The organism is Sphingobium cupriresistens (genome assembly GCF_004152865.1).
Classification (GTDB): Bacteria; Pseudomonadota; Alphaproteobacteria; order Sphingomonadales; family Sphingomonadaceae; genus Sphingobium; species Sphingobium cupriresistens.
The window spans coordinates 1-21,979 of sequence record NZ_SEOO01000047.1; the positions used below are offsets into that span (position 1 = coordinate 1).

General features: G+C 65.0%; 21 protein-coding genes. 10 read left to right on the top strand and 11 right to left on the bottom strand.

Annotated elements, in window-relative coordinates; all coding sequences use genetic code 11:
• The first annotated feature begins 221 nt into the window (after positions 1–221).
• Positions 222–1,295, top strand: coding sequence for a LacI family DNA-binding transcriptional regulator (locus EWH12_RS18965; RefSeq protein ID WP_066605124.1), 1,074 nt, complete (start codon positions 222–224; stop codon positions 1,293–1,295).
• A gap of 93 nt (positions 1,296–1,388) precedes the next feature.
• Here the strand turns inward: EWH12_RS18965 and purB are convergent, their stop codons facing one another.
• Entirely contained in the window at positions 1,389–2,705 is a 1,317-nt protein-coding gene (purB, locus tag EWH12_RS18975) for an adenylosuccinate lyase (protein WP_129927502.1), read from the bottom strand.
• A 275-nt stretch (positions 2,706–2,980) separates the two neighbouring features.
• Between purB and EWH12_RS18980 the strand changes: the two genes are divergently transcribed.
• Positions 2,981–3,406 (top strand): EF-hand domain-containing protein, encoded by a 426-nt coding sequence (locus tag EWH12_RS18980; RefSeq protein WP_066601293.1) that lies wholly within the window; start codon positions 2,981–2,983, stop codon positions 3,404–3,406.
• Positions 3,407–3,550: 144 nt separating this feature from the next.
• Here EWH12_RS18980 and EWH12_RS18985 read toward each other — a convergent pair whose 3' ends face one another.
• The gene (locus EWH12_RS18985) at positions 3,551–3,835 is read right to left on the bottom strand and encodes a hypothetical protein (protein ID WP_242496125.1); all 285 of its coding nucleotides are present in this window, start codon (positions 3,833–3,835) and stop codon (positions 3,551–3,553) included.
• Positions 3,836–3,916: 81 nt separating this feature from the next.
• Between EWH12_RS18985 and EWH12_RS18990 the strand changes: the two genes are divergently transcribed.
• Genes EWH12_RS18990 through pyrF form a run of 7 tightly spaced genes read left to right on the top strand, consistent with a single transcriptional unit; the run spans position 3,917 to position 10,073 of the window.
• Positions 3,917–5,065 (top strand): fumarylacetoacetate hydrolase family protein, encoded by a 1,149-nt coding sequence (locus tag EWH12_RS18990; protein ID WP_129927512.1) that lies wholly within the window; start codon positions 3,917–3,919, stop codon positions 5,063–5,065.
• Positions 5,062–5,817: a D-xylose 1-dehydrogenase gene (gene xylB / locus EWH12_RS18995; protein WP_066601290.1), complete on the top strand. Its 756-nt coding sequence runs from the start codon at positions 5,062–5,064 to the stop codon at positions 5,815–5,817. Before EWH12_RS18990 ends, xylB begins: the two co-directional genes overlap by 4 nt.
• A gap of 1 nt (position 5,818) precedes the next feature.
• Positions 5,819–6,694: an SMP-30/gluconolactonase/LRE family protein gene (locus EWH12_RS19000; protein ID WP_129927503.1), complete on the top strand. Its 876-nt coding sequence runs from the start codon at positions 5,819–5,821 to the stop codon at positions 6,692–6,694.
• 21 nt (positions 6,695–6,715) lie between these two features.
• Positions 6,716–8,128 (top strand): sugar porter family MFS transporter, encoded by a 1,413-nt coding sequence (locus EWH12_RS19005; RefSeq protein ID WP_066601288.1) that lies wholly within the window; start codon positions 6,716–6,718, stop codon positions 8,126–8,128.
• 17 nt (positions 8,129–8,145) lie between these two features.
• Entirely contained in the window at positions 8,146–9,015 is an 870-nt protein-coding gene (locus EWH12_RS19010) for an aldose 1-epimerase (RefSeq protein ID WP_129927504.1), read from the top strand.
• Between the two features lie 33 nt (positions 9,016–9,048).
• Complete coding sequence (locus EWH12_RS19015; protein ID WP_066601286.1) at positions 9,049–9,402, top strand: lipopolysaccharide assembly protein LapA domain-containing protein; 354 nt, start codon at positions 9,049–9,051, stop codon at positions 9,400–9,402.
• Positions 9,399–10,073 carry an orotidine-5'-phosphate decarboxylase gene (gene pyrF / locus EWH12_RS19020; RefSeq protein WP_129927505.1) on the top strand — a complete coding sequence of 225 codons (675 nt, stop codon included), beginning with the start codon at positions 9,399–9,401 and terminating at the stop codon, positions 10,071–10,073. Before EWH12_RS19015 ends, pyrF begins: the two co-directional genes overlap by 4 nt.
• Positions 10,074–10,145: 72 nt before the next feature.
• Here the strand turns inward: pyrF and EWH12_RS19025 are convergent, their stop codons facing one another.
• The 7 genes from EWH12_RS19025 to EWH12_RS19055 all read right to left on the bottom strand — a co-directional run bounded on the left by EWH12_RS19025 (position 10,146) and on the right by EWH12_RS19055 (position 20,160).
• Entirely contained in the window at positions 10,146–10,577 is a 432-nt protein-coding gene (locus EWH12_RS19025) for an acyl-CoA thioesterase (protein ID WP_066601284.1), read from the bottom strand.
• 225 nt (positions 10,578–10,802) lie between these two features.
• On the bottom strand, positions 10,803–11,456 hold the full coding sequence (locus tag EWH12_RS19030; RefSeq protein WP_066601283.1) for an outer membrane protein: 654 nt from the start codon (positions 11,454–11,456) through the stop codon (positions 10,803–10,805).
• Between the two features lie 181 nt (positions 11,457–11,637).
• Entirely contained in the window at positions 11,638–13,032 is a 1,395-nt protein-coding gene (locus EWH12_RS19035) for an L-serine ammonia-lyase (RefSeq protein ID WP_129927506.1), read from the bottom strand.
• Position 13,033: 1 nt separating this feature from the next.
• A complete protein-coding gene (locus tag EWH12_RS19040) occupies positions 13,034–17,236 on the bottom strand; it encodes a translocation/assembly module TamB domain-containing protein (protein ID WP_129927507.1) in 4,203 nt (1,400 codons plus the stop codon).
• Positions 17,236–19,299: an autotransporter assembly complex protein TamA gene (locus tag EWH12_RS19045; protein WP_129927508.1), complete on the bottom strand. Its 2,064-nt coding sequence runs from the start codon at positions 19,297–19,299 to the stop codon at positions 17,236–17,238. The genes EWH12_RS19040 and EWH12_RS19045 overlap by 1 nt, the downstream gene beginning before the upstream one ends.
• Before the next feature lie 77 nt (positions 19,300–19,376).
• Positions 19,377–19,856 (bottom strand): DUF1465 family protein, encoded by a 480-nt coding sequence (locus EWH12_RS19050; RefSeq protein ID WP_066601277.1) that lies wholly within the window; start codon positions 19,854–19,856, stop codon positions 19,377–19,379.
• Between the two features lie 124 nt (positions 19,857–19,980).
• Positions 19,981–20,160, bottom strand: coding sequence for a YdcH family protein (locus EWH12_RS19055; protein WP_066605112.1), 180 nt, complete (start codon positions 20,158–20,160; stop codon positions 19,981–19,983).
• A gap of 189 nt (positions 20,161–20,349) precedes the next feature.
• On the opposite strand from EWH12_RS19055, the gene EWH12_RS19060 reads away from it, so the two are divergent.
• Positions 20,350–20,508: a YdcH family protein gene (locus EWH12_RS19060; RefSeq protein WP_082679101.1), complete on the top strand. Its 159-nt coding sequence runs from the start codon at positions 20,350–20,352 to the stop codon at positions 20,506–20,508.
• 157 nt (positions 20,509–20,665) lie between these two features.
• On the opposite strand, the gene EWH12_RS19065 is transcribed toward EWH12_RS19060, so the two are convergent.
• On the bottom strand, positions 20,666–21,040 hold the full coding sequence (locus tag EWH12_RS19065) for a PilZ domain-containing protein (protein WP_129927509.1): 375 nt from the start codon (positions 21,038–21,040) through the stop codon (positions 20,666–20,668).
• A 65-nt stretch (positions 21,041–21,105) separates the two neighbouring features.
• The gene (gene dksA, locus EWH12_RS19070; RefSeq protein ID WP_066601271.1) at positions 21,106–21,570 is read right to left on the bottom strand and encodes an RNA polymerase-binding protein DksA; all 465 of its coding nucleotides are present in this window, start codon (positions 21,568–21,570) and stop codon (positions 21,106–21,108) included.
• Positions 21,571–21,979: the final 409 nt, after the last annotated feature.

Here is a 21,979-nt window from a genome sequence, read left to right on the forward strand (position 1 = left end):
AGCGCATCCTGAGGATCAACGGCCTGAACGCGATCACTGACGACGTGGTGGAAGCTGCACGCAGCACCCTCGTGATCGGTGTCACTTAGCGCTGACAGAACGGTGCCAATCAGCGCTGATATCTACAGCGCCGGGCCATAACTGATTTTTCGCTTTAATATTGATGGATGATGTCGCACCCATTTCGACAGCGACTTCATTCCAACGAAAGCATAACCGCCTTGAGCGATACACGATCATCGCGCCGCCAGCGCAACGCGCCCACGATCAACGATGTCGCCGCCCATGCCGGCGTGTCGCCGATGACCGTGTCGCGCGTCATCAACGGCGAACAGGTCGTGCGGGCGGCCACGCGAGCCAAGGTGGATGCGGCGATCGCCGCGCTCAACTATGCCCCCAGCGCCGCCGCCCGGACGCTGGCGGGCGGCGACGAAACGCGGATCGGCCTGCTCTATTCCAACCCCTCTTCCTCCTATCTCAGCGAATTTCTGGTCGGCAGCCTGGACCAGGCGAGCCGCAGCAGCGTCGACCTGGTCGTGGAGAAATGGGACGAGGAAACATCGATCGCATCGGTCGTCGCCCATCTGCAACGCGGGCGGATCGACGGCGTGATCCTGCCGCCGCCGCTATGCGACCTGGACGAGATGGTGGAGGCGCTGGGCAAGGCCGGCATCCCCGCCGTGGCGGTGGCGACCGGGCGCGCGCCGTCGGCGCTGGCGGCGGTCAGCATCGACGATCGGCAGGCCGCCTATGAAATGACCCGCCACCTGATCGCGCTGGGCCATGGCCGCATCGGCTTCATCAAGGGCAACCCGAACCAGAGCGCCAGCGCCCGCCGGTTCGAGGGCTATGTCGCCGCACTCACCGAAGCGGACCTGCCAGTGCAGGACGAATTGATCGCGCAGGGCTATTTCACCTATCGGTCGGGGCTGGACGCGGCCGAACATATATTGGCGCTGGTCGATCCGCCGACCGCCATCTTCGCCAGCAATGACGACATGGCCGCCGCGACCGTGGCGATCGCGCATCGCAGCGGGCTGGACGTGCCGGGCGACCTGACCGTCTGCGGCTTCGACGATACCTCGCTGGCGACGACGATCTGGCCGGAACTGACCACAATCCGCCAGCCGATCAGCGCGATGGCGCGCGCGGCGGTGGAAGTGCTGGTGCGGCAGTTGAAGGGGCGGCGCAGCGGCGACGCGGAGGCGGCGGAGCATCTGGTGCTGGACCATGCGCTGATCCGCCGGCAATCGGACGCCGCGCCGAGGATGCGCCCGCGATTGGGTGGGCGGTAACACATCATCATCCGTTCGTTTCGAGCGTGTCGAGAAACGATAAGCGCGGCGCTGGCCGCTTCTCGACTTCGCTCGAAGCGAAGGGGTGTTGTTTTAAGCCTCGCCGAACACCCGGCGGAAGATCGTATCGACCTGCTTGAAATGATAATCGAGGTTGAACTTGTCCTCGATCTCCTGAACCGGCAGCGCGGCGGTGACGTCGACGTCGGCTTTCAGCAGTTCCAGCAGCGATAGCTGGCCGTCCGATTCCCACACCTTCATGGCGTTGCGCTGGACGTAGCGATAGCTGTCCTCGCGGCTGACGCCCGCTTGCGTCAGCGCCAGCAGCACGCGCTGCGAGTGGACTAGGCCACCCATCTTGTCCAAATTCTTCATCATCCGCTCAGGGTAGATGAGCAGCTTGTCGATGACGCCGGTCAGGCGGGCCAGCGCGAAGTCGAGCGTGATGGTGGCGTCGGGACCAAAGAAGCGCTCGACCGACGAATGGCTGATGTCGCGCTCATGCCACAGCGCGACATTTTCCAAAGCGGGCACGACGGCCGCACGCACGACGCGGGCCAGGCCGGTCAGATTTTCGGTCAGCACCGGGTTGCGTTTGTGCGGCATTGCCGACGAACCCTTTTGGCCGGGCGAGAAATATTCCTCGGCCTCCAAGACTTCGGTGCGCTGCAAATGGCGGACCTCGACGGCAAGGCGCTCGATGGACGAGGCGATGACGCCCAGCGTGGCGAAGAACATCGCATGGCGATCGCGCGGGATCACTTGGGTCGAAACCGGCTCGATGGCGAGGCCCAGCTTCTCGGCGACATGCTCCTCGATCGCCGGATCGATATTGGCGAAGGTGCCGACCGCGCCGGAAATGGCGCAGGTCGCCACTTCTTCGCGCGCCGCGATCAGGCGGGTCTTGCAGCGGCTGAACTCGGCATAGGCTTCCGCCATTTTCAGGCCGAAGGTGACGGGTTCGGCATGAATGCCGTGGCTGCGGCCGATGGTCGGCGTCAACTTATGTTCAAAGGCGCGGCGCTTGATGACTTCCAGCAGCTTGTCCAGATCTTCGATCAGGATGTCTGACGCGCGGGCCAGTTGCACGGCCAGACAGGTGTCGAGCACGTCGGAGCTGGTCATGCCCTGATGCATGAAGCGCGCTTCGTCGCCCACCTGTTCGGCGACCCAGGTCAGGAAGGCGATGACGTCATGCTTGGTAACGGCCTCGATCGCGTCGATCGCGGCGACGTCGATGGCGGGATTGGTCGCCCACCAGTCCCACAGCGCCTTCGCCGCGGACGGCGGGACGACGCCCAGTTCGCCCAGTTTCTGCGTCGCGTGCGCCTCGATCTCGAACCAGATCTTGAAACGGGCTTCCGGCTCCCAGAGCGCGGTCATTGCGGGGCGAGAATAGCGGGGGACCATGGGCGAATCCTGCGGTTGGAGAGGGAATGTCGCCGCGCGACTAGCAGCGTCGCCCCTTCGGGGCAAATCGGGAAGGGGCGAAGAGCGATCCACAACAGTCAACGCCGTCCAAAATGACGAAGCCCGACGAACCGAGTATATTTTCAAGACGAAAGCATGAACATGAATGGACGTTCAGGAACATTCGCCAGTCGCCATCCATTATTACCACAGCATATCCAGACAGTCGGAAACACAAGTCGCCCCGACACATTCCAAGGTGACAGGAGATTACCATGATACGCACATTTTTATTCTCGACCGCTCTCGTCATAGCCGCGCCAGCGATGGCGCAGCAGGGCATGGCGCCAGATCAGGGCGCGACTCCGGCCGCCCCGCAATCCGCGACTCCGGCAATGCCTGCCGCGCCGCAGGCGGCGACGCCCGCCGCGCCGGCCAACGCCACCACCACCGTCGCATCGATCGTGGACAGCGAATTTCCCGCCTATGACGCCAATAGTGATGGGCAACTCGACCAGTCGGAATTTTCGCGCTGGATGGTGGCGTTGAAGGATCAGGAGATGAAGGCGACGGGCTCCACCCTGCCGGCCGAGCAAGTCACGGCTTGGGCCAGCGGCGCATTCACGACCGCCGACAAGGACAAGAGCGTTACGATCAGCAAGCCGGAATTGGTGAGTTATCTGAGCGGTGGCGCAGGCTAAAGTCTATCATTCCCCACCCTGTCACGAAGGCGGGGGACATAGAGCCTGAAGGGTCGCGCCCGGAGGCGGCATGGAGCGAAGGCCATGCCGCCTCTTTTTTCGTCTGAATAGAGTGAATGAGCGCACCGCCAGAGCAGCGCGCACTCAGCCTTTTCTGCGGGTATAGAGTAATGCTGCGACGATCGCGGCGGAACCGATACCGACGGCGGCGCCAGCCCAAACGCCCTTGCCAGCCGACTTGATCGCCGCAGTGGCGAGATCGACCTTATCCTTTTCCTTCGCCTTTTCAGCGGCAGGAACTGTGGGCTGTGCGGCGTCTGCGCCGACGGACGGCGCGCTGTCTTCAGGCTTGCTCATGGTCCTTAACGCTATGCCCCAAAGCAGCGGCCACGAAAAGCCGGAACTGCTTCTCTTCGTCGCCTTTTGCATTTTGCGCGCGCCCTCTTGACTTCGGACGCCGATCCATGTTGGTAGCGCTATCAATTACAACCATTCCTTTAGGAGTTGATGATGCCGGGGGACTCCTCCTTGCTTGCCATGACCTTGGCCAATTGCCTACCCGCCGATTGGCGCGCGGGCCTGTTCGTCGGTCGCATTCTGACGGCTGACGGCCCCAGCCCCATATTGGTGCGCGAAGGCATCGCCCATGACATGAGCCGGGTCGCGCCGACCGTGGCGCAACTGCTCGAAAAACTGCCGTTGGCGACCGATGCTGGCGAACCACTGGGGCCGCTGGACACGCTCGACCTGCCGCTGCTCAGCCCGGTCGACCTGCAATGCGTCAAGGCGTGCGGCGTCACCTTCGCCCTGTCCGCGATCGAGCGGGTGATCGAGGAGCGAGCGCGCGGCGACGCCAGCGCCGCTGCGGACATTCGCAGCCGCCTGGAGGAACGGGTCGGCGGTTCGATCCGCGCCGTTGCGCCCGGTTCGCCCGAAGCCGCCGCGCTCAAGACCGCGCTGATCGAAGATGGCCTGTGGTCGCAATATCTGGAGGTCGCGATCGGCCCGGATGCCGAAGTCTTCACCAAGGCGCCGGTGCTGTCGACCGTGGGCGCGGGCGCGCAGATCGGCATCCGCTCCGATTCGACCTGGAACAATCCCGAACCCGAAATAGTGCTGATCGCCAATGCCGCTGGGAGCGCTATCGGCGCGACTCTGGGCAATGACGTCAACCTACGCGATTTCGAGGGGCGCTCGGCGCTGTTGTTGGGCAAGGCGAAGGACAATAACGCCTCCTGTTCGCTCGGCCCGCTCATCCGCCTGTTCGACGGCGACTTCACGATCGACGATGTGCGCAATGCCGAAGTCGAGCTGACCATCGACGGTCCCGAAGGCTATAGGCTGGAAGGCGCGAGCAGCATGAACCAGATCAGCCGCGATCCGCTGGAACTGGTGCGCCAGACGCTGAGCGAACATCAATATCCCGACGGTTTCGCGCTGTTCCTGGGCACGCTTTTCGCCCCGGTGCAAGACCGCGACGATCCGGGCCGCGGCTTTACCCACAAGGTCGGCGATGTCGTCGCCATCTCCACCCCGCGGCTGGGCAAGCTGGTCAACACGGTCGTGACGTCGAAGGACGCTGCGCCCTGGACCTATGGCCTGGTGGCGTTGATGACCAATCTCGCTGCGCGCGACCTGTTGAAAGACCCCGCCGCATGAGCGCCATCTACCCCAGTTTGAAGGGCAAGCGGGTCTTCATCAGCGGTGGCGGCAGCGGCATCGGTGCGGGGCTGGTCGAGGCGTTCGTCGGCCAGGGCGCGCATGTCGCCTTCTGCGACATTGCCGTGGCCGAGAGCGAGGCGCTCGTCGCGCGTCTCCAGAACGCCGACGTCGCCCCAATCTTCCACGCTATCGACCTGCGCGACATCGAAGCGGTGCAGGCCATGATCGGCAAGGTGGAAGCGCAGATTGGCGGGATCGACATCCTCATCAACAATGCCGCCAATGACGACCGCCACACGATCGAAGAGGTGACGCCCGCTTATTGGGACGAGCGGATGGCGGTGAACCTGCGCCATTTGTTCTTCGCGGCGCAGGCGGCGGTGCCGGCGATGAAGCGCGCGGGCGGCGGCGTGATCCTGAACTTCGGGTCGATCAGCTGGCACCTCGCCCTGCCCGAACTGACGCTCTACCAGACCGCCAAGGCCGCGATCGAAGGGCTGACGCGCAGCCTGGCGCGTGACCTCGGCCGTGACAATATCCGCGTCAACACCATCATTCCGGGCAATGTGAAGACCCCGCGCCAGGAAAAATGGTACACGCCAGAAGGCGAAGCGGAGATCGTCGCGGCCCAATGCCTGGACGGTCGCATCCTGCCGGCGGATGTCGCCGCGCTGGCGATGTTCCTGGCGTCGGACGATGCGCGCTACTGCACCGGCCATGATTATTTTATCGATGCCGGCTGGCGCTGACATGGCGGACGCTGCCCCCTACAGCGTCCTGTCGGTGGGCGCCACGCTGGGCGAAGGGCCGGTCTGGGTCGCGCGTGACGCGGCTTTGTGGTTCGTGGACATCAAACAGCATCGCATCCATCGCTATGATCCGGCGCTGGACGTCGGGCGCAGTTGGGCCGCGCCGGGCCAGGTCGGCTGGATATTGCCGACCGACGACGGGCTATTCGCCGTGGGTATGCAATCGGGCGTGCATCGCTTCGACCCGTCGGCCGCCAGCTTCACCCTGCTGCACGCCCCGGAAGGCCATCTGCCGGGCAATCGGCAGAATGACGCCTGCGTCGCGCCCGATGGCGCGCTTTGGTTCGGGTCTATGGACGATGCGGAGGAAGCGACAAGCGGATATTTCTATCGCGTTCACAAGGGCGTCTGCGTCGAGGCTGGATTGCCCGCAGTATCGATCACCAACGGCCCGGCGCTCTCGCCCGACGGCCGTATCCTGTATCACACCGACACGCTGGGCAAGCGCATCTGGCGCACCGACGTGGGTGTCGACGGCACGGTCGGCAACACGACCCTGTTTACGAAGATCGAGGACGACGCAGGCTATCCCGATGGGCCGACTATCGATGCCGAAGGTTGCCTGTGGACCGGCCTGTTCGGCGGTTGGGCGGTGCGCCGCTACGACCCGGCGGGCGCGCTGATGCGCGAAGTGCGCTTCCCCGTCGCCAACATCACCAAGATCGCCTTTGGCGGCGGCGACCTGTCCACCGCCTATGCGACGACGGCGCGCAAGGGGCTGGACATGACAGCGTTGACACAGCAACCCCTGGCGGGCGATCTGTTCGCCTTCGATCCCGACGTCGCGGGGCTGCCGGGCCATGTCGCAACGATATAAAAAATGGAAGGATGCGTAAGGATGAATGAGGGGAGCGCGGAAAAGGTCAACATGGCCTTTGTCGCCGCAATCGTCGCAGTGGCGACGATCGGCGGATTCATGTTCGGCTATGATTCAGGCGTCATAAACGGCACGCAGAAGGGACTGGAAGCGGCCTTCGACCTGGGAAAACTCGGCATCGGCGTCAATGTCGGCGCGATCCTGGTCGGCTCCTCGATCGGCGCGTTCGGCGCGGGGCGCATGGCCGACATCATCGGCCGGCGCGGCGTGATGATGCTGTCCGCGATCCTGTTCCTGGGCAGCGCGCTGCTGGCGGGCGCGGCCGGTTCCTCGGCCATCTTCATCTTCGCGCGCATCATCGGCGGCCTGGGCGTGGGCGCGGCCAGCGTCATTTCGCCCGTCTATATCTCCGAAGTCACCCCCGCCAATGTGCGCGGGCGCCTGTCGAGCGTGCAGCAGGTGATGATCATATCCGGGCTGACCGGCGCGTTCATCGCGAACTTCGTGCTGGCGCGCTATGCGGGCGGCTCCACCGCGCCGCTGTGGCTGGACTATCCCGCCTGGCGCTGGATGTTCTGGTTGCAGGCGATACCGGCCGCCATCTATTTTCTGGCGCTGCTCGCCATCCCCGAAAGCCCCCGTTACCTGGTCGCGCGTGGGCGCGACGCCGATGCGCTGGCGGTGCTGACCCGGCTGTTCGGGTCGCTGGAGGCCGCGCGCAAGGTCGGCGAGATTCGCGCCAGCCTGTCCGCCGACCATCATCGCCCCAAGCTGTCGGACCTCATCAGCAAGACCACCGGCAAGATCCGCCCGATCGTGTGGACCGGCATTGGCCTCGCCGTCTTCCAGCAACTGGTGGGCATCAACGTCGTCTTTTACTATGGCGCGACTTTGTGGGAAGCGGTCGGCTTTTCCGAAGATAATGCCTTGCAGATCAACATCCTGTCGGGCGTGCTGTCGATCGGCGCGTGCCTGGGCACAATCATGCTGGTCGACAAAATCGGGCGCAAGCCGCTGTTGCTGGTCGGATCGGCCGGCATGGCGGTGACGCTGGCTATCGTCGCCTATGCCTTCTCCACCGCCGTCACCGGCGCGGATGGCGCGGTGTCCCTGCCCGGCCATAACGGCCTGATGGCGCTGATCGCGGCGAACCTCTATGTGGTCTTCTTCAATTTGAGCTGGGGTCCGATCATGTGGGTGTTGCTGGGCGAAATGTTCCCCAATCAAATCCGCGGGTCAGGCCTGGCTGTCGCGGGTTTCGCCCAATGGATCGCCAATGCCGCCATCTCGGTCAGTTTTCCGGCGCTCGCCGTGTCGCCGGGGCTGGTTATGACCTATACCGGCTATGCGCTGTTCGCAGCGATCAGCTTCTTCTTCGTGCGCAAGATGGTGCATGAGACGAAGGGGCGCGAGCTTGAGGATATGGAAGGCTGAACAAGGACGTCATCACCTTGCGGGCGGGAGGGCTGGAAGCGGCCCTCTCCCCCGCTGTCGGCGGATCGCTGCTTTGTCTGACGCTGGACGGTGTGGACCTGCTGCGCCGCGCGCCGGACGGCACCGGCGATCCGCTCGCCATGGCCAGCTTTCCGCTGGTCCCCTACGCCAATCGCATCGCGGAAGGGCGCTTCACCTTCGACGGGCGAAGCTATCAATTGCCGCTCAATTTCGGCGACCATCCGCATAGCATCCATGGCTTTGGCTGGCGGACGGCATGGACAGCGAGCGAGACAGCTGAAACGGCTGCGACACTGGTGCATGACCATGACGGCGGCGCCGGATGGCCCTGGTCCTATCGGGCGCAGCAGCAGGTCGCGGTGACGCCGCTACAACTGTCCATGTCGCTGTCCATCACCAATTTCGGCGACGCCGCGATGCCCGCCGGCCTGGGCTTCCACCCCTATTTTCTGGCGGATGCCGGCACCACGATCCAGTTCGACGCGGACGGCCTTTGGCTCTCCACCCCCGACATGCTGCCCGATCGGCAAGTTCCCGCCGATGCGCTGGGCGACTGGTCGCGCCCCGCCATCGTGCGCGGTGATAGGCTGGTCGACAACGCCTATACCGGCTGGAGCGGCAGCGCGACGATCCGGCGCGGTGAAGGCCTGCGCCTGACGCTCACGGCCACCGGCGCCCAGTGCCTGCATGTCTATCGTCCGCCCGCCAGCGACGATTTCTGTCTGGAGCCGGTCAGCCACATGCCCGACGCGATCAACCGCGGCGGCATGGCGTCCTTGGCTCCCGGCGACACCGCGCGCATCACCATGACCATCGCCATCGACAAAATCGACCAGACGCTTCCGAAATGCGGCGGGATCGCCTAAGCTGCCCCAAAGCAGCAGCGAAGGGTTAAGCCTATGCAATTTTTGCGGACAGCCTTCTGGGTCGTCATCGCCGTGGGACTCGCCTTCTTCTGCATGGCGAACTACGTGCCCGTGACCGTGCGCCTGTGGGGCGACATGGTGATGGAAACCAAGCTGCCCGTATTGTTGATCGGCGCATTCCTGCTGGGGGCGCTGCCCTTCTGGATCATGGCGCGGGCCACCCGCTGGCGTCTGAAGCGCCGGCTCGACAGCACGCAAAAGGCGCTGGTCGTCGCCACCGCCGCCGCCGCGCCGCCACCGCCCCCCATAATACCGGACGCGCCCGTCATGGGCGGCCTGCCCGATCCGCTCGCCCCCACCACTCCAAGCACCACAGGACCAGCATGAGCAGCCCCATCTATGTCGCCATCGACACGCCCGACCTGACCAAGGCGCAGACGCTGGCCGGACAGGTGAAGCATCATGTCGGCGGGCTGAAACTGGGTCTGGAATTTTTCTGCGCCAACGGCCATCATGGCGTGCATGAGATGATGAAGTTCGGCCTGCCGATCTTCCTCGACCTGAAGCTCCACGACATTCCCAACACGGTGGCGAAGGCGGTGCAGGCGCTGCACCTGCTGGAACCGGCGATCCTGACCGTCCATGCCGCTGGCGGCCGGGCGATGCTGGAAGACGCCAAGGCGGCGGCCGGGGTGAAGACCAAGGTCGTGGCTGTGACCGTGCTGACCAGCCTGGACGATGGCGATCTGCTGGATATCGGTGTGGGCGGAAAGGCGGAGGATCAAGTGCGGCGCTTGGCCGACCTGGCGCAGAACGCAGGGCTGGACGGCATTGTTTGTTCCGGCGAGGAAGTCGCAGCGGTCAAGAAACACTGGTCAGACGGTTTCTTCGTGGTGCCGGGCGTGCGGCCTGCGGGCGGCGCGCTGGGCGACCAGAAGCGCGCTGTAACCCCGCGCGAGGCGCTGGATCGGGGCGCGTCGATCCTGGTGGTGGGGCGGCCGATCAGCCTGGCGGAGAACCCGGATATGGCGGCGCGAGAGATTGAGGCGACGTTGTAGGAGGCGCTTTATTCCCCTCCCGCTTGCGGGAGGGCGGGAGGAGATGGCAGGAAACCGCCTCTTATAACAACTTCAGCGCAAACGCCTACCGACCGCCTCGTCCTCATCCCCAACAAAGAAATGCTGGATCACCTCGCGCGTCAGCCGCGCCGGGCGCAGGCTGCTGGCGTCGATGCAGCACCAGCTTGACTTGACCTCCGCCAGGACGTCCTCGCCGCGTTTGATGATGGTTTCGTAGAAGGCGCGGGCGCCCTGCACCTTCTCCAGCAAGACGGTGGCGATGACGTCGTCGTCCAGGAAGGTGGGCTTGCGATAGGTGATCTCATGTTTCAGCGCGACCCACAGATGCTGGGCGACCGCTTCGGCCGGGGCCAGCGCGCGCCAATGGTCCAGCACCGCCGCCTGCACCCATTTCAGGTAGCTGGCATTGTTGACATGACCCATGAAGTCGATGTCGATCGGATCGATGCCGATCGGGAAGCGGTGGGGAATCGCGTTACTCACATGGATGTCAATAGCAGCCCTGCACGCGGACTGATAGGGGGCAACGTCCTATCCCGCGAAAAAGAGGTCGATCCGAAGACCGACCCCTTTTCTACGTCACCGCCGTTCGTCCTGAGTAGCCGCTGAGCCTGTCGAAGCGGCGTATCGAAGGATCGTGGCTGCCCTTCGATACGGGTCTTCGACTTCGCTCAGACCCTACTCAGGGCGAACGAGATCAGGCCATTATCAGAAACGCCAGCCGACGCTGCCGACGACTTGGTGGCGATCGGTGTCGATACCGAATTCTTCGCTGGTCGCGCCATTGGCGAAGTTGATGTGGGCATCCTCATATTTGGAATAGCGATATTCGATCTTGGCGAAGGTGTTGGCGTTAATCGCCCGCTCCACGCCGGCGCCGATGCGCCAACCGTCCAGCTTGAACGCGGTGTCGGTTTCCTGATTGCTGTCGCCGGCCAGCACGTCCAGCTTGGTGTTGGTGTAGCCGCCCTTCACATAGACCAAAGTGGCCGGGTTGGCCAGGATACCTGCGCGCGCGCCGACATAGAGGTCGCGGCCCTGCTTGACGCGGCCGAAGCCGAACTGGTCGGAAAAGTCGGTGCGGCTGCTCTTGGCGGTGGAGTCGGTATATTCGCCCTCGACGCCCACGACCGCGCTGCCCAAATTCACGTCATAACCCGCGCCGACGCCGTAGAGCAGGCCGTCGATATTCTGATCGTCATTGCCATTGTCATTGTCCACATCGCTGCCGGCCCCGGTGCGATCATAGCCCAGGATCGCTTCGACGCGCGGGCCGGTGAAGGTCGGGCCGACATCCTGCGCGAAAACGGGGGTGGCGACAGTGGCGCCGGCCAGAAGGGTTGCGACCATCAACTTACGCATAACAGATACTCCGTGTGTCATTCTTTCCCCTCTCTCAGGGGGTGAGACGCACAAGCCGGAGCGGCCGAGTTAGTTTCATGAACGGGAGATAAACAGTTGATTATGTGACCTTAATGTCACGAAATCACCTCCATTCGCCGCGCAATCGTGCCGATCGAGCGATGAAACGCCGGAACGATTTTCAACATTCGACCACATTGACGGCCAGGCCGCCGAGCGAGGTTTCCTTGTAGCGGCTGGCCATATCCTCGCCCGTCTGGCGCATGGTTTCGATCACCGCGTCCAGACTGACGATGTGACGGCCATCGCCCTGGAGCGCGAGATAGGCCGCGTTGATCGCCTTGACCGCGCCCATCGTATTGCGCTCGATACAGGGGATCTGGACCAGCCCGCCGATCGGATCGCAGGTGAGACCGAGATTATGTTCCATGCCGATTTCGGCGGCATTTTCGATCTGGCCATTGGTGCCGCCCAGTACGGCGGCAAGCCCGGCCGCCGCCATCGAGCAGGCGACGCCGACCTCCCCCTGGCAGCCCATTTCGGCGGCGGAAATGGAGGCCCGCTTCTTGTAGAGGAAGCCCATGGCCGCGGCGGTCAGCAGGAAGCGGCGCTCACCATCCCGATCGGCCCCCGGCACGAAGCGGCGATAATAATGCAGCACCGCCGGAATCACCCCCGCCGCGCCGTTGGTCGGCGCGGTGACGACCCGGCCGCCCGCCGCATTTTCCTCATTCACCGCCAGCGCGAAAAGGCTGACCCATTCGAAAATCTGCGCCGGCCCCAGCGCATCCTGTTGCAGTCGCAGCCGCTGGTGGATCGCGCGGGCGCGGCGACGGACCTTGAGGCCGCCGGGCAATAGCCCCTCCTGCTCCAGGCCACGGTCGATCGAGGCGCTCATGGCGTCGATGACGCTGTCGAGGAAGGCGTCGGTTTCCGCCTGTACGCGCCACGCCCCTTCGTTACGCAGGACCAGGGTCGCGATCGACAGGCCGGTCGCTTCGCCCTGCGCCAGCATTTCCGCGCCGGAGGAGAAGGGATAGGGCTGGACGACATTATGGCCGAGCGGCGCTGCGTCATCGGTCGGGGCGGCGCCGGGCAGGACAGCGCCGCCGCCGATCGAATAATAGTCGCGCACCAGTGGTTCAGCCTGCCCGTCCAGCCAGGCGGTGAAGCGCATCCCGTTACTGTGCGCCTCCAGAAAGTCGCCCATGCGGAACAGCAGGTCGCGGGCTTCCTCGAACGGCACCATATGATCGACGGCGCTGCCCGCGCGAATGCGGCCGTCGGTGCGGATGGCGGCCAGGACGGCGGGAATGGCGTCGGGGTCGACGCCTTCGGGACGGTAGCCCGACAGGCCGAGCAGGATGGCGCTGTCGGTCGCATGGCCCCGGCCGGTCAGGGCGAGCGATCCGAACAGTTCGCACTGCACCCGCTGCGGCTGGGCGGGCAGCGAGTCCATGAACATCAGGGCGGCGCGCATCGGCCCCACCGTATGGGAACTGGACGGGCCGATGCCGATGGTGAACAGGTCCGTCACGCTGATCGCGGTGGCCGCGTCGATCCGGCTTTTGGTCACATCAATAATCCTTGGAAACCCGCACGTTGGCGCTTTCGCGGCCCAGCGTGGAAATGGCGCCCAGCAGCGAGAGCCAGCGCGTGACCTGATATTCGATCCGGGTGGCGCTATAGCCCTGTCCGTCGGTAATGAGTTCGACATAGGTCTTGCGCGTCAGATATTTGCCCGCCGCGATCGACGTGCCCTGCCCCTGGGTCGGGTCGGCGGCGATGATGCGCAGCCGGTCGAGGCCCGCCGCCTTGCGCACCGCGTTGATCGGGTCGAGGCCGCCATTGCCCTGGAGCGAGCCGACCGCAGAGGCGAGTTGCAGCGCTTCGGGCGCGGACAGGTTGGTGATCGAGGTGCCGAACAGGATGCGCGAGAGCAGTTCGTCCTGCGGCAGCGCGGGAACGCTGGTGAAGCTGATGTCGGGCTTCAGGCCGGTGCCGCCGACATGGATAGTGGCGCTGAGATCGCTGACGTCGGCCTCCGCGCTGATGTCGAGCGTCGGGTTGACGGGGCTCCGGCCGTCAAACTGGATATTGCCCTCGCGCAGTTCGAAGCGGCGTCCGGCAAATTCATAGCCGCCGCGCAGCAGTTGCGCCCGGCCGGCGATGGCCGGATTGGTCACGGTGCCGCCAAGGTCGAGGTCCGCCCGCCATTCGCTGTCGAGGCCGAGGCCGGTGACGGTCAGGCGATTGCGCGCCCGCGCCTTGATGGCGAGGGCCCAGGGGACGTTGGAGCGCGGCCGCTCGATCTCGTCGCCACGGCGGTTGATTTCCACCACCTTGAGTTCGGGGATTTGCGCCACGGCGGCGGCGCGGCCCATGGTGAAGCGGCTCTTGTTGAGCATCAGGTCGCCGCCGATCGTGCCGCCTACCCCATCGGAGCGCAGGGTGATCGGGCCGGTGACGGTCGCGGCGATATCGTCGCGTTCCAGCAAGGCGGCATTGTCGGCCTGAAGGCTCAGGTCCATGCCCACGCCGGCGATGCCGTTGAAGGTGAAGCGGCCGGTTCCATTGACTGTGCCTCCATTCTGAGCGGTGGCGGCGAAGCTGGAAATGACCAGTTGCGCACCGGAGAAGCGGCCGCGCGCCTTGACGTCCTTCAGGCGCATACCGGTCACCGGGCTGTTGATCGCGGCATTGTCCGTGGCGAAGGTGCCAGTGATGATCGGCTCGCCCAGCGTGCCGCGCATGTCGGCCGACACCCCAACCATCCCGGCAATATCGACGATCTCCACCCCGGTCAGCCGCCAGAGCGTGTCCGCCGTGCCATTGAAGCGCAATTGCGCAAAGAAGGGCGCGCGGTTGAGGCGCGTCGCCAGACCGCCCTCCGTCCCCAGCGGATTGAGCAACGCCTGCGCCTGGCCGATCGTCTTGCCGTCGGCGACGAAGACCATGCGAGTGGCGAGCCGTTCGCCGGTCAGCACGGCATTGACGCCGACATCGACCGGGCGGGAGCTGAGCGAGAGGCCGGAGCGGGAAAGGCCGCGAATGCGCAGCTCCGCCTTGCCGCTGGGCAGGCCGCCGCGCGGCTGGGCGTAGCTCAACGATCCGGTCGCCATGCCGCCCAGGCCCAGATTGTCATAGGCGATGTCGAGCAGGGCCAGAGGCAGTTTCTGCATCCGCGCCTCGATATGCGTCGCTGCGCCGCCCAGTTCGCCCGCCAGTTGCAGCGATCCGCCGGCATAGGCGATGGTCGCGGGCGACAGACGCCAGCCATCTTCGGCGCGCGTGAGCACTGCCGATCGGGTCAGGCGGATCGACCGCTTGTCGATGGTGCCGCCAGCGGTCAGGCGGATGCGGTCGGGCTGGACGTCCGCCTCCCCCTGCAAATCGAACAGGCGGCCGCGCTGGCCCGACAGGCTGCCGCGTATCTTGCCCCTGCCATCGACCAGTTCGGCATTGGCGGCGAAACGGCCGAGCAGCACGCCGCCGACGCGCAAGCCCCGCGCCTGCGCCGTCGCGGTGACGGTGGTGCCGGTGGGGTCGAGCAAGATGGTGCCGTCCAGCGTACCGCGCCGGACCGCTATGATAGTCGGTCCTTCGAAGCTGGCGTCGCTGGCGGTCAGCTTGAGCTGCACCTGCTGGTTTACGCCCACCGGCTTGAAATTGATATAGCCGGTGACCGGTCCCAGGACACTGAGCTGGCCATCCAGGCCGCCGGCAATGGGACGGATATCGCCGCTGGCGGTCACGCCCGACACGGCGAGGCTCGCGACCCGCACCACCGCCTGCCCACCCAGCGGCAACAGGATGACGCCCCGGCCGGTGAAGGCGCCGAGCGTCGATCCGCCATTGACGGTATAGCTATAACCGTTGGCGTCGGGGATAAGCTTCGCCCGCACGTCGCGCAGGCCCAGCGCGTCCATCGGCCGGGCCAGTGTGACGTCGATGGTCGGCTTGTCGATCAAACCGTCCAGCGTCAGCTTCACCGGCCCGTAACGGCCGTGGCGGCCAACGCCCTCCAGATGCAGCGACTGGTCGCGATAGCGCACGCCCTGCCCTGCCAACGTCAGCAGCGGCGATTCCAGTCGCAGGTCGCGCAACCCCAGATCGCCGTTGGGCAGCAGGTCCAGCCCGCTGCGCACAATCGGCAGGCCGCCCCCCAATGTCCGCAGAAATTCATTGTCCAGCCGCCGCACCCGCGCCATCGCATTGCCGGACAGGCCAAAGCCCCCATCAGCGCGCGGGACGGCGCGCAGCTTGGATGTCAGGTCGACGATGCCGAAGTTGGGAATGAAGAGATTGGCGATCTCGCCGTCCAGCCCCGCGTCATAGCGGCCGGTCTTCAAGTCCGCGATCACCACCAGCTTGCCGCGCAGCTTGTCCGATCGCAGCACCATGGGGTTGCTGACGATCTGCTGCCCCTTGATCTGGAACACGCCATCAAGCTGGAAATTGCGCACTATGCCCGCGACCAGATCGCCCTGACCATCGACGCTGCGCGCGCGCAGCCGCAGGGGGATGACTGTAGGGCCATTCCGGGTGACGCGCCCCTTGCCCTCCGCCCGCAGATCGTTGATGATCGCCCGGTCGATGGTCAATTGGCGCGCAGTGACCAAATATTCATAGCCCAGCCCCGCAAAGGGACCATCCAGCCGAATCTTTGCTGCAACGTCTCGGCTGCGCACATCCTTGAGCAGCGCTTCGGGCCGGGTCAGTTTCAGGTCGACTCGCATATTGTCGAGCGCGTTGTTGCGCAGGTCGATCGCGCCGTCGGCGGCCAGATCGACCGCCGCGGAGCGGAGCGAGAGGCGGCCGTCGATCACCCGGTCGACCATGGTCCCGCTGGCCCGCACGAACAGGCGCGGCGCGGCGATGCGGCGGAACAGGCCATTGCCCGCGATCGCATTGCCCTCCACCGTGCCGCGCGCCGAATAGGCGCCGCTGCGCGCGGCCAGCACGGCATCGGCGACAGGCGCGCCGTCCAGCGTGGCGGACAAACGGCCGTCCCACTGGCTCCAGCCGCCCTTGCCGCCGATGCGCAGATTGGCGTCCTGCTTCAACCCCGCCATCGCGGCCAATATCCCCGATTTGGGCGCGTTGACGGTCACGTCCAGCTTGAAGCGATCGTCATCCGGGCGGCTGTCGAGCGCGATCGTCAGAGCGTCGCTGCCATCAAGCGTGCGCGCCGCCAGATCGATGATGGCGCGTCCGCCGCGAATATCGGCGTCGCCCGCCATGGTCGCGACCTGCGCGCGGCCGGTGACGGAGGGCGCGATATCCAGCCGGCCAACCGAAAATTCCATCAGCCTGATGTCGAAGCCGGGCAAGATCGGGCCGCGCCGCTGGGTCGGGTTCAACTTGGGCAGTTTGTGCAAAGTCGCGCGCGGGATCACCAGCCGGTCGATGTCGAGCCGGTTGGACAGCCAGGCGAAGGGCCACCAGTCCAGCTCGACCCGTGGAGCCTCCAGAAACTTGCCCTTTGGATCGGACAGGATGAGGTCGCGCAGCACCGCCTTGCGATAGATGCTGCCCTCTATCCCGCCGACCTCTATGCGCAGCCCCGACGACGACTTGATCGCCGCGATCCGGGTGGCGAGGAAGCGATGCCCGCCGCCGGTATCGAGCCACAGGAGCGCGCCCGCCACGATCATACCCAGCGCCGCCAGCAGGCCGGCCAGCCAGCGTTGCCATCGACCGTCCCAAGCGCGGCGCAGGCGCGGAGTGGAAAGCGGGGGAACCGGCGCGACCGGATCGACGGGGGCGTCGTCGGCCATCAGAAGGCCTGGCCCAGCGAGACATAGACCGCGATCTTGGGATCGCCCGACTGCGGGTTGAGCGGGGTGCCGATATCGACGCGGATCGGGCCGAAATTGCTGTAATAGCGCACGCCCATGCCCGCGCCGATCCGCAGGTCGCGGAAGCGCGGCAGGAAGCTGGTCGAAATATTGCCGGCGTCGACGAAGGGCACGACGCCGAAATTGCCGAAGCGGACTCGCGCCTCAAGCGAAAATTCGGCCAGACTCTTGCCGCCGACCGGATCGTCGTCATCGCCATAGCGCGGCCCGATCGCCTGATAGCCATAGCCGCGCACAGACGCGCCGCCACCGGCATAGAAGCGGCGCGACGGCGCGATCTGATCGACGGTCGATCCCAGGATGGTGCCGAAGCGGGTCCGCGCGGCCACGACCAGCTTTTCGCCCACCGGCTGATAGACGCTGCCGTCCAATTGCACCTTGGCATAGCCGAAGGTGGTGTCCTGGAACGACAATTCCGGGCTGATCCGGCCGCCCAGGCGGAAACCCTTGCTGGGGTTAAGCAGGTCGTCGCTGCCATCATAGGTCAGGCTCAAGGGGATCGCGCCGATCAGGAAGGTGCGCCGCGCGCCGCCAGAAAAGGCATCCGCTTCGTCCGACGCGACCAGTTCGGCGCCGACCCGCCACACCCAATTCTTCTGAAACAATATGTTGGTCTGGCGCTCCAGCCCGCCCGCGACGGTGATGGTGCGCGCGTCATAGGCGTCGCGCCGGATATTGCTGACCGAGAGCAGCCCGGTCAGCACATTGTCGCGCCGGTGGAAATTGTTGCGGCGATAGGTGGCGGACGCCGTCTGCTCCTGCGTGCCGAGCACGCCGCGCAGCGTCAACGCGCCTTCGGGCGGAAAGAGGTTGCGATGCTGCCAGCTGACTTCGGCACGATAGCCCTCCCCCGTGCCATAGCCCAGTTCGCCCGCGATTGTGCGCAGCGGCGCCGGACGGACATCGACGGCCAGATCGACATGCGCGCCATCGCCCGTATCGACCGGCTTCAAGCTGACCGAGGAGACGAGGCCGGTAGCGACGATGGCGCGGCGCAGATCCTCGACATCGGACGCTCTATAGGCGTCGCCCGGATCGAAGCGGGCGATTTCCTGCGCGTGATGGGCATCGAACAAACGGGTGTCGTCCATGCGGATCGCGCCGAACCGGCGGAAACCGCCGGGCGCGACGATGATGTCCAGATCGCCCTTGCGCTCCTCATGGTCGATCCGCACTTCGGGTTCGTCCACTCTGGCGAAAGGAAAGCCGCTTTCGGACAATTTGAGCGCCAGCGCATCGCGCCCGGCCAGGATGACGTCGGCATCGACCGGATCGCCGACCTTGGGCGGGAAGGCGGCGCGCAGCCGCGCCTCTTGGCCCGCGGTTTCGGCAAGGCCCGTGACATCGACCGATTCCAGCAGATATTGGGTGCCGGGTATGATGTCGAAGGTGACGGCCAGCCGATCGCTGCCTGGTGGGGGGGCGGCGACGGCGCTGCGGATGCGAGCGGCATAATAGCCCTTCGCGCGCAGCAGCCGGTCGAGCAGTTCGCGATCCTCCTTCATGCGCCGGTTTATCTGGGCCAGGTTGGCGGACTTGCCCTGCCCCAGCCGCAGCGCCGAGAGTTCGTCGAAGCGCAAGGTGAACTGGGCGTCGGCGATCGCATCGATGCCGCTCAACAGCACGGTATAGCGTCGCTCTTCGCCCGCATCGGCGAAGGTGGCGGCGTCATCCGCATCGGCCGGAGCGGTATCGGCGATCATCTGGGCATCCAACGCGGCGGGATTGGCCGGATCGCCGGCCTGCGTGGCGGTATCGACCGGGTCTTCGGGCAATGGCGCGATGGCGTCGGGCTGGCCCATGTCGGGCCAATCGACGCCGATGTCAGGCATCGCATCGAGCGCCTGTTGCGGCGCGACCGCCGCCGGTTCCTGCTGCGCACGCACGGCGGCGGGCGCCGCCAGCAGCAGCGGCGCGAGGAGGAGCCGGGCGGCATACGGGCGGCCTGAAGAGCGGCGTCGTATCCGCAAACCATCGGTCATGGCGCCGGTCTAGACCAAGTGCGGGCGCAAACGCCAGCCCCAGAAGACGCCGACCGCCGCCAATTACAGGCCAATCGTCAGAAAGCGGTGTTCAACCGGTCCATCAGCGCGCGCGCCGGGCTGATTCCGACCGTCGCGGCGGCGGTGGTCATTGCGTCCAGCCGGTCCTGAAGCCGGGCGACGCGGTCGTAGAGTTCCTGGCTCGCATCGATCAGCGCGCGGGCGGCGAAGGGGAAAGCGCCGGCCAGATCGGCGTCGGTGTGCGATGCCCGACCCAGCCGATATTTCTCGTCCGACAGATCGATCTGCTCGATCTCGCCCCGCTGCCACGCCCGCTGACTGAGCAGCCAGGCGATGATGTGCATCAGACGGGTCGTGACTTTCAAGGATTCGCAAGCGAAGGCGACCCGGCGCAGGGGATCGTCCACCCCGTCGTCGAGCGAAGCGCTGCCGTCGAAATAGGCGCGCGCCTCGTCCGCCATGATCATGGCTTCCAGATAGAGTCCGTCGACCAGCCGGCGGTGCAGGCCAGGATCAAGAAGGGCGGCGCGTTGCATCGGATTGAGCTGCCATATTTTTGCAACCTTGTCAGGCCTGTTGCGCCGGTCCGGGCAGACTTTGTCCCATTTGGGATCGGTTAGCGGACCATTAACCGAAAATGCCGCTTCGACGGCGGGGCAATCAGGCGATGATGTCGGGGACCAGCGCATCCTCCAATATCGCGATCTCGTCGCGCAGGCGCAATTTGCGTTTCTTCAGGCGGGCGACCTGCATCTGGTCGCCGCCGCCGGCCGTGACCAGCGCGGCGATCGCGCTGTCGAGATCTCGATGCTCGACCCGCAGCAATTCCAGTCGGCGCATGATGTCTTCCCGGCTCACCGCGCCTGTGCCTCCACTTCGCTCGTCTCAAACAGCGCTTGATAACGCGCCGTGACGATGCGGACCATCGCAAATTTTCACGCAGCCCGCCGCAAAGCCCGAATCGAGGCGAGACAAGCCATCCGAATCATGATTTATTTGGTGATCCATCGCCCTCGTAAGGAGAATGTCATGGAAAATAGCCACATTTCAGCTCTTTCAGCCAAGCACGCCGGCCTTGAAGCCCGAATCAAGGCGGAATCGAGTCGGCCCATGCCCGACGCCATATTGGTGGCCTCGCTCAAGAAGCAGAAATTGCGGCTGAAGGAGGAGTTGGCGGCCCAGCACTGATCGCTGGCGCAACACTCTGGGAGGAGGTCAGGGCGCGGCGGCGAAAGACCGCCCGTCCGACCGCCTCGACCGCTCTAACTTCGGGAAATGGAATCATAAATGCCCCAGAGCCGGCAGGTTCGCGGGGCATTTTAGCATGTGGCAAGATGGGAAAGGATCAGCGGCGTTTTACGCCGTGCTGCGTGGTGCGCAGATAATCGGGCATCAGAGTCTGCTGCGTGGCGGCGCCAACGGGCTTGCGCGCCAGTTGGGGATCGATCGGCTCGTCAAAGGCCAGGCCGATCTTGTCATCGCGCGACCAGGCCACCATGCCGGTCACCTTGCCGATGCCGCGCAGATCGCAGATAATCTTGATGCCCGCAGGCACAGCCCGTTCGCAATCGGCCATCAGTCCGGTCGCCGACAGATTACGCACGCGCGCCTTGCCGAGCTGGGCGCCTTCGGGCGTGCTGAGCGTGGTCAGCAGGAACAGGCTGTCGCGAGGCGCGGCGCGCGCCGGTCCCCGGTCCGAAATATCCTGTTCGTCGTTCATGCAAAAACCCACGGTTGGAAAGCGGTGAAGGCCGCCATCCTAACCGCGCGGTGATGGAAAAAGCGTTAATCGTCGCGGGAGATTTTTTCCTGCCGCTCGTGGCGCTCCTGCGCCTCCACCGTCATCGTCGCGATCGGGCGCGCCTCCAGCCGACCCAGCGAGATCGGTTCGCCGGTGACTTCGCAATAGCCATATTCGCCGTCGTCGATCCGGCGCAGAGCGGCGTCGATCTTGGAAATCAGCTTGCGCTGCCGGTCGCGGGTGCGCAGTTCGATCGACCAGTCGGTTTCGCTCGATGCACGGTCGTTCAGGTCGGGTTCGCGCAACGGCTCGTTCTGCAATACGGCCAGCGTCCCTTCCGCTTCGGCCAATATCTGCTTCTTCCAATCCCACAGGCGCTGCCGGAAATATTCCAGCTGCAACGGGTTCATAAATTCTTCGTCGGACGACGGCCGGTAATCGGCAGGAAGCGCTACAGTCGATTTGGGCGGCTTATCGCCGTCTTTATCGGAATTCAGGACCGATGCCATCTGGCTCTCCGACTCGTAAGGCCCCGGCGCTTGATGTTCCGGGCGCCCAAACTTTGATTGTGCCCGCCTCATAGCCATGGCCGCGGACCGACACAAGCGGGCAATCTCCGGCTCGCCGCTTGTCCAGGCCCATTTTTCATACGCATGACGGCGCTTGTCATCGAGTCGCTGGAAAAGGACGAAGGGCCTTGCATCGCCTGCGCTCGTTCAACCCTGCCCGCCGGTCGTTTCATAGTGGGACGTTAACCATTTCCTTTCAGCCAATGGCAGCTTTCCCCTCGACTTAGAGCCCGATCCGAAAGTTGTTGAGCAATACCAGCATGTTGTGATTCAGCCGTCTTTGCGACAAGATGGAGTGAATGGTGGCATGGACTGGTATTGCCCGGCGAGAGCATAGTCGGGAAGGTTT

Bases quoted from the DNA above. Each gene is read 5' to 3' on its own strand.
- purB (WP_129927502.1), bottom strand. From the start codon at position 2,705: ATGGTCCCCCGCTATTCTCGCCCCGCAATGACCGCGCTCTGGGAGCCG.
- EWH12_RS18980 (WP_066601293.1), top strand. From the start codon at position 2,981: ATGATACGCACATTTTTATTCTCGACCGCTCTCGTCATAGCCGCGCCA.
- EWH12_RS18985 (WP_242496125.1), bottom strand. From the start codon at position 3,835: ATGCAAAAGGCGACGAAGAGAAGCAGTTCCGGCTTTTCGTGGCCGCTG.
- EWH12_RS18990 (WP_129927512.1), top strand. From the start codon at position 3,917: ATGCCGGGGGACTCCTCCTTGCTTGCCATGACCTTGGCCAATTGCCTA.
- xylB (WP_066601290.1), top strand. From the start codon at position 5,062: ATGAGCGCCATCTACCCCAGTTTGAAGGGCAAGCGGGTCTTCATCAGC.
- EWH12_RS19000 (WP_129927503.1), top strand. From the start codon at position 5,819: ATGGCGGACGCTGCCCCCTACAGCGTCCTGTCGGTGGGCGCCACGCTG.
- EWH12_RS19005 (WP_066601288.1), top strand. From the start codon at position 6,716: ATGAATGAGGGGAGCGCGGAAAAGGTCAACATGGCCTTTGTCGCCGCA.
- EWH12_RS19015 (WP_066601286.1), top strand. From the start codon at position 9,049: ATGCAATTTTTGCGGACAGCCTTCTGGGTCGTCATCGCCGTGGGACTC.
- pyrF (WP_129927505.1), top strand. From the start codon at position 9,399: ATGAGCAGCCCCATCTATGTCGCCATCGACACGCCCGACCTGACCAAG.
- EWH12_RS19030 (WP_066601283.1), bottom strand. From the start codon at position 11,456: ATGCGTAAGTTGATGGTCGCAACCCTTCTGGCCGGCGCCACTGTCGCC.
- EWH12_RS19040 (WP_129927507.1), bottom strand. From the start codon at position 17,236: ATGGCCGACGACGCCCCCGTCGATCCGGTCGCGCCGGTTCCCCCGCTT.
- EWH12_RS19045 (WP_129927508.1), bottom strand. From the start codon at position 19,299: ATGACCGATGGTTTGCGGATACGACGCCGCTCTTCAGGCCGCCCGTAT.
- EWH12_RS19050 (WP_066601277.1), bottom strand. From the start codon at position 19,856: ATGCAACGCGCCGCCCTTCTTGATCCTGGCCTGCACCGCCGGCTGGTC.
- EWH12_RS19055 (WP_066605112.1), bottom strand. From the start codon at position 20,160: ATGCGCCGACTGGAATTGCTGCGGGTCGAGCATCGAGATCTCGACAGC.
- EWH12_RS19060 (WP_082679101.1), top strand. From the start codon at position 20,350: ATGGAAAATAGCCACATTTCAGCTCTTTCAGCCAAGCACGCCGGCCTT.
- EWH12_RS19065 (WP_129927509.1), bottom strand. From the start codon at position 21,040: ATGAACGACGAACAGGATATTTCGGACCGGGGACCGGCGCGCGCCGCG.
- dksA (WP_066601271.1), bottom strand. From the start codon at position 21,570: ATGGCATCGGTCCTGAATTCCGATAAAGACGGCGATAAGCCGCCCAAA.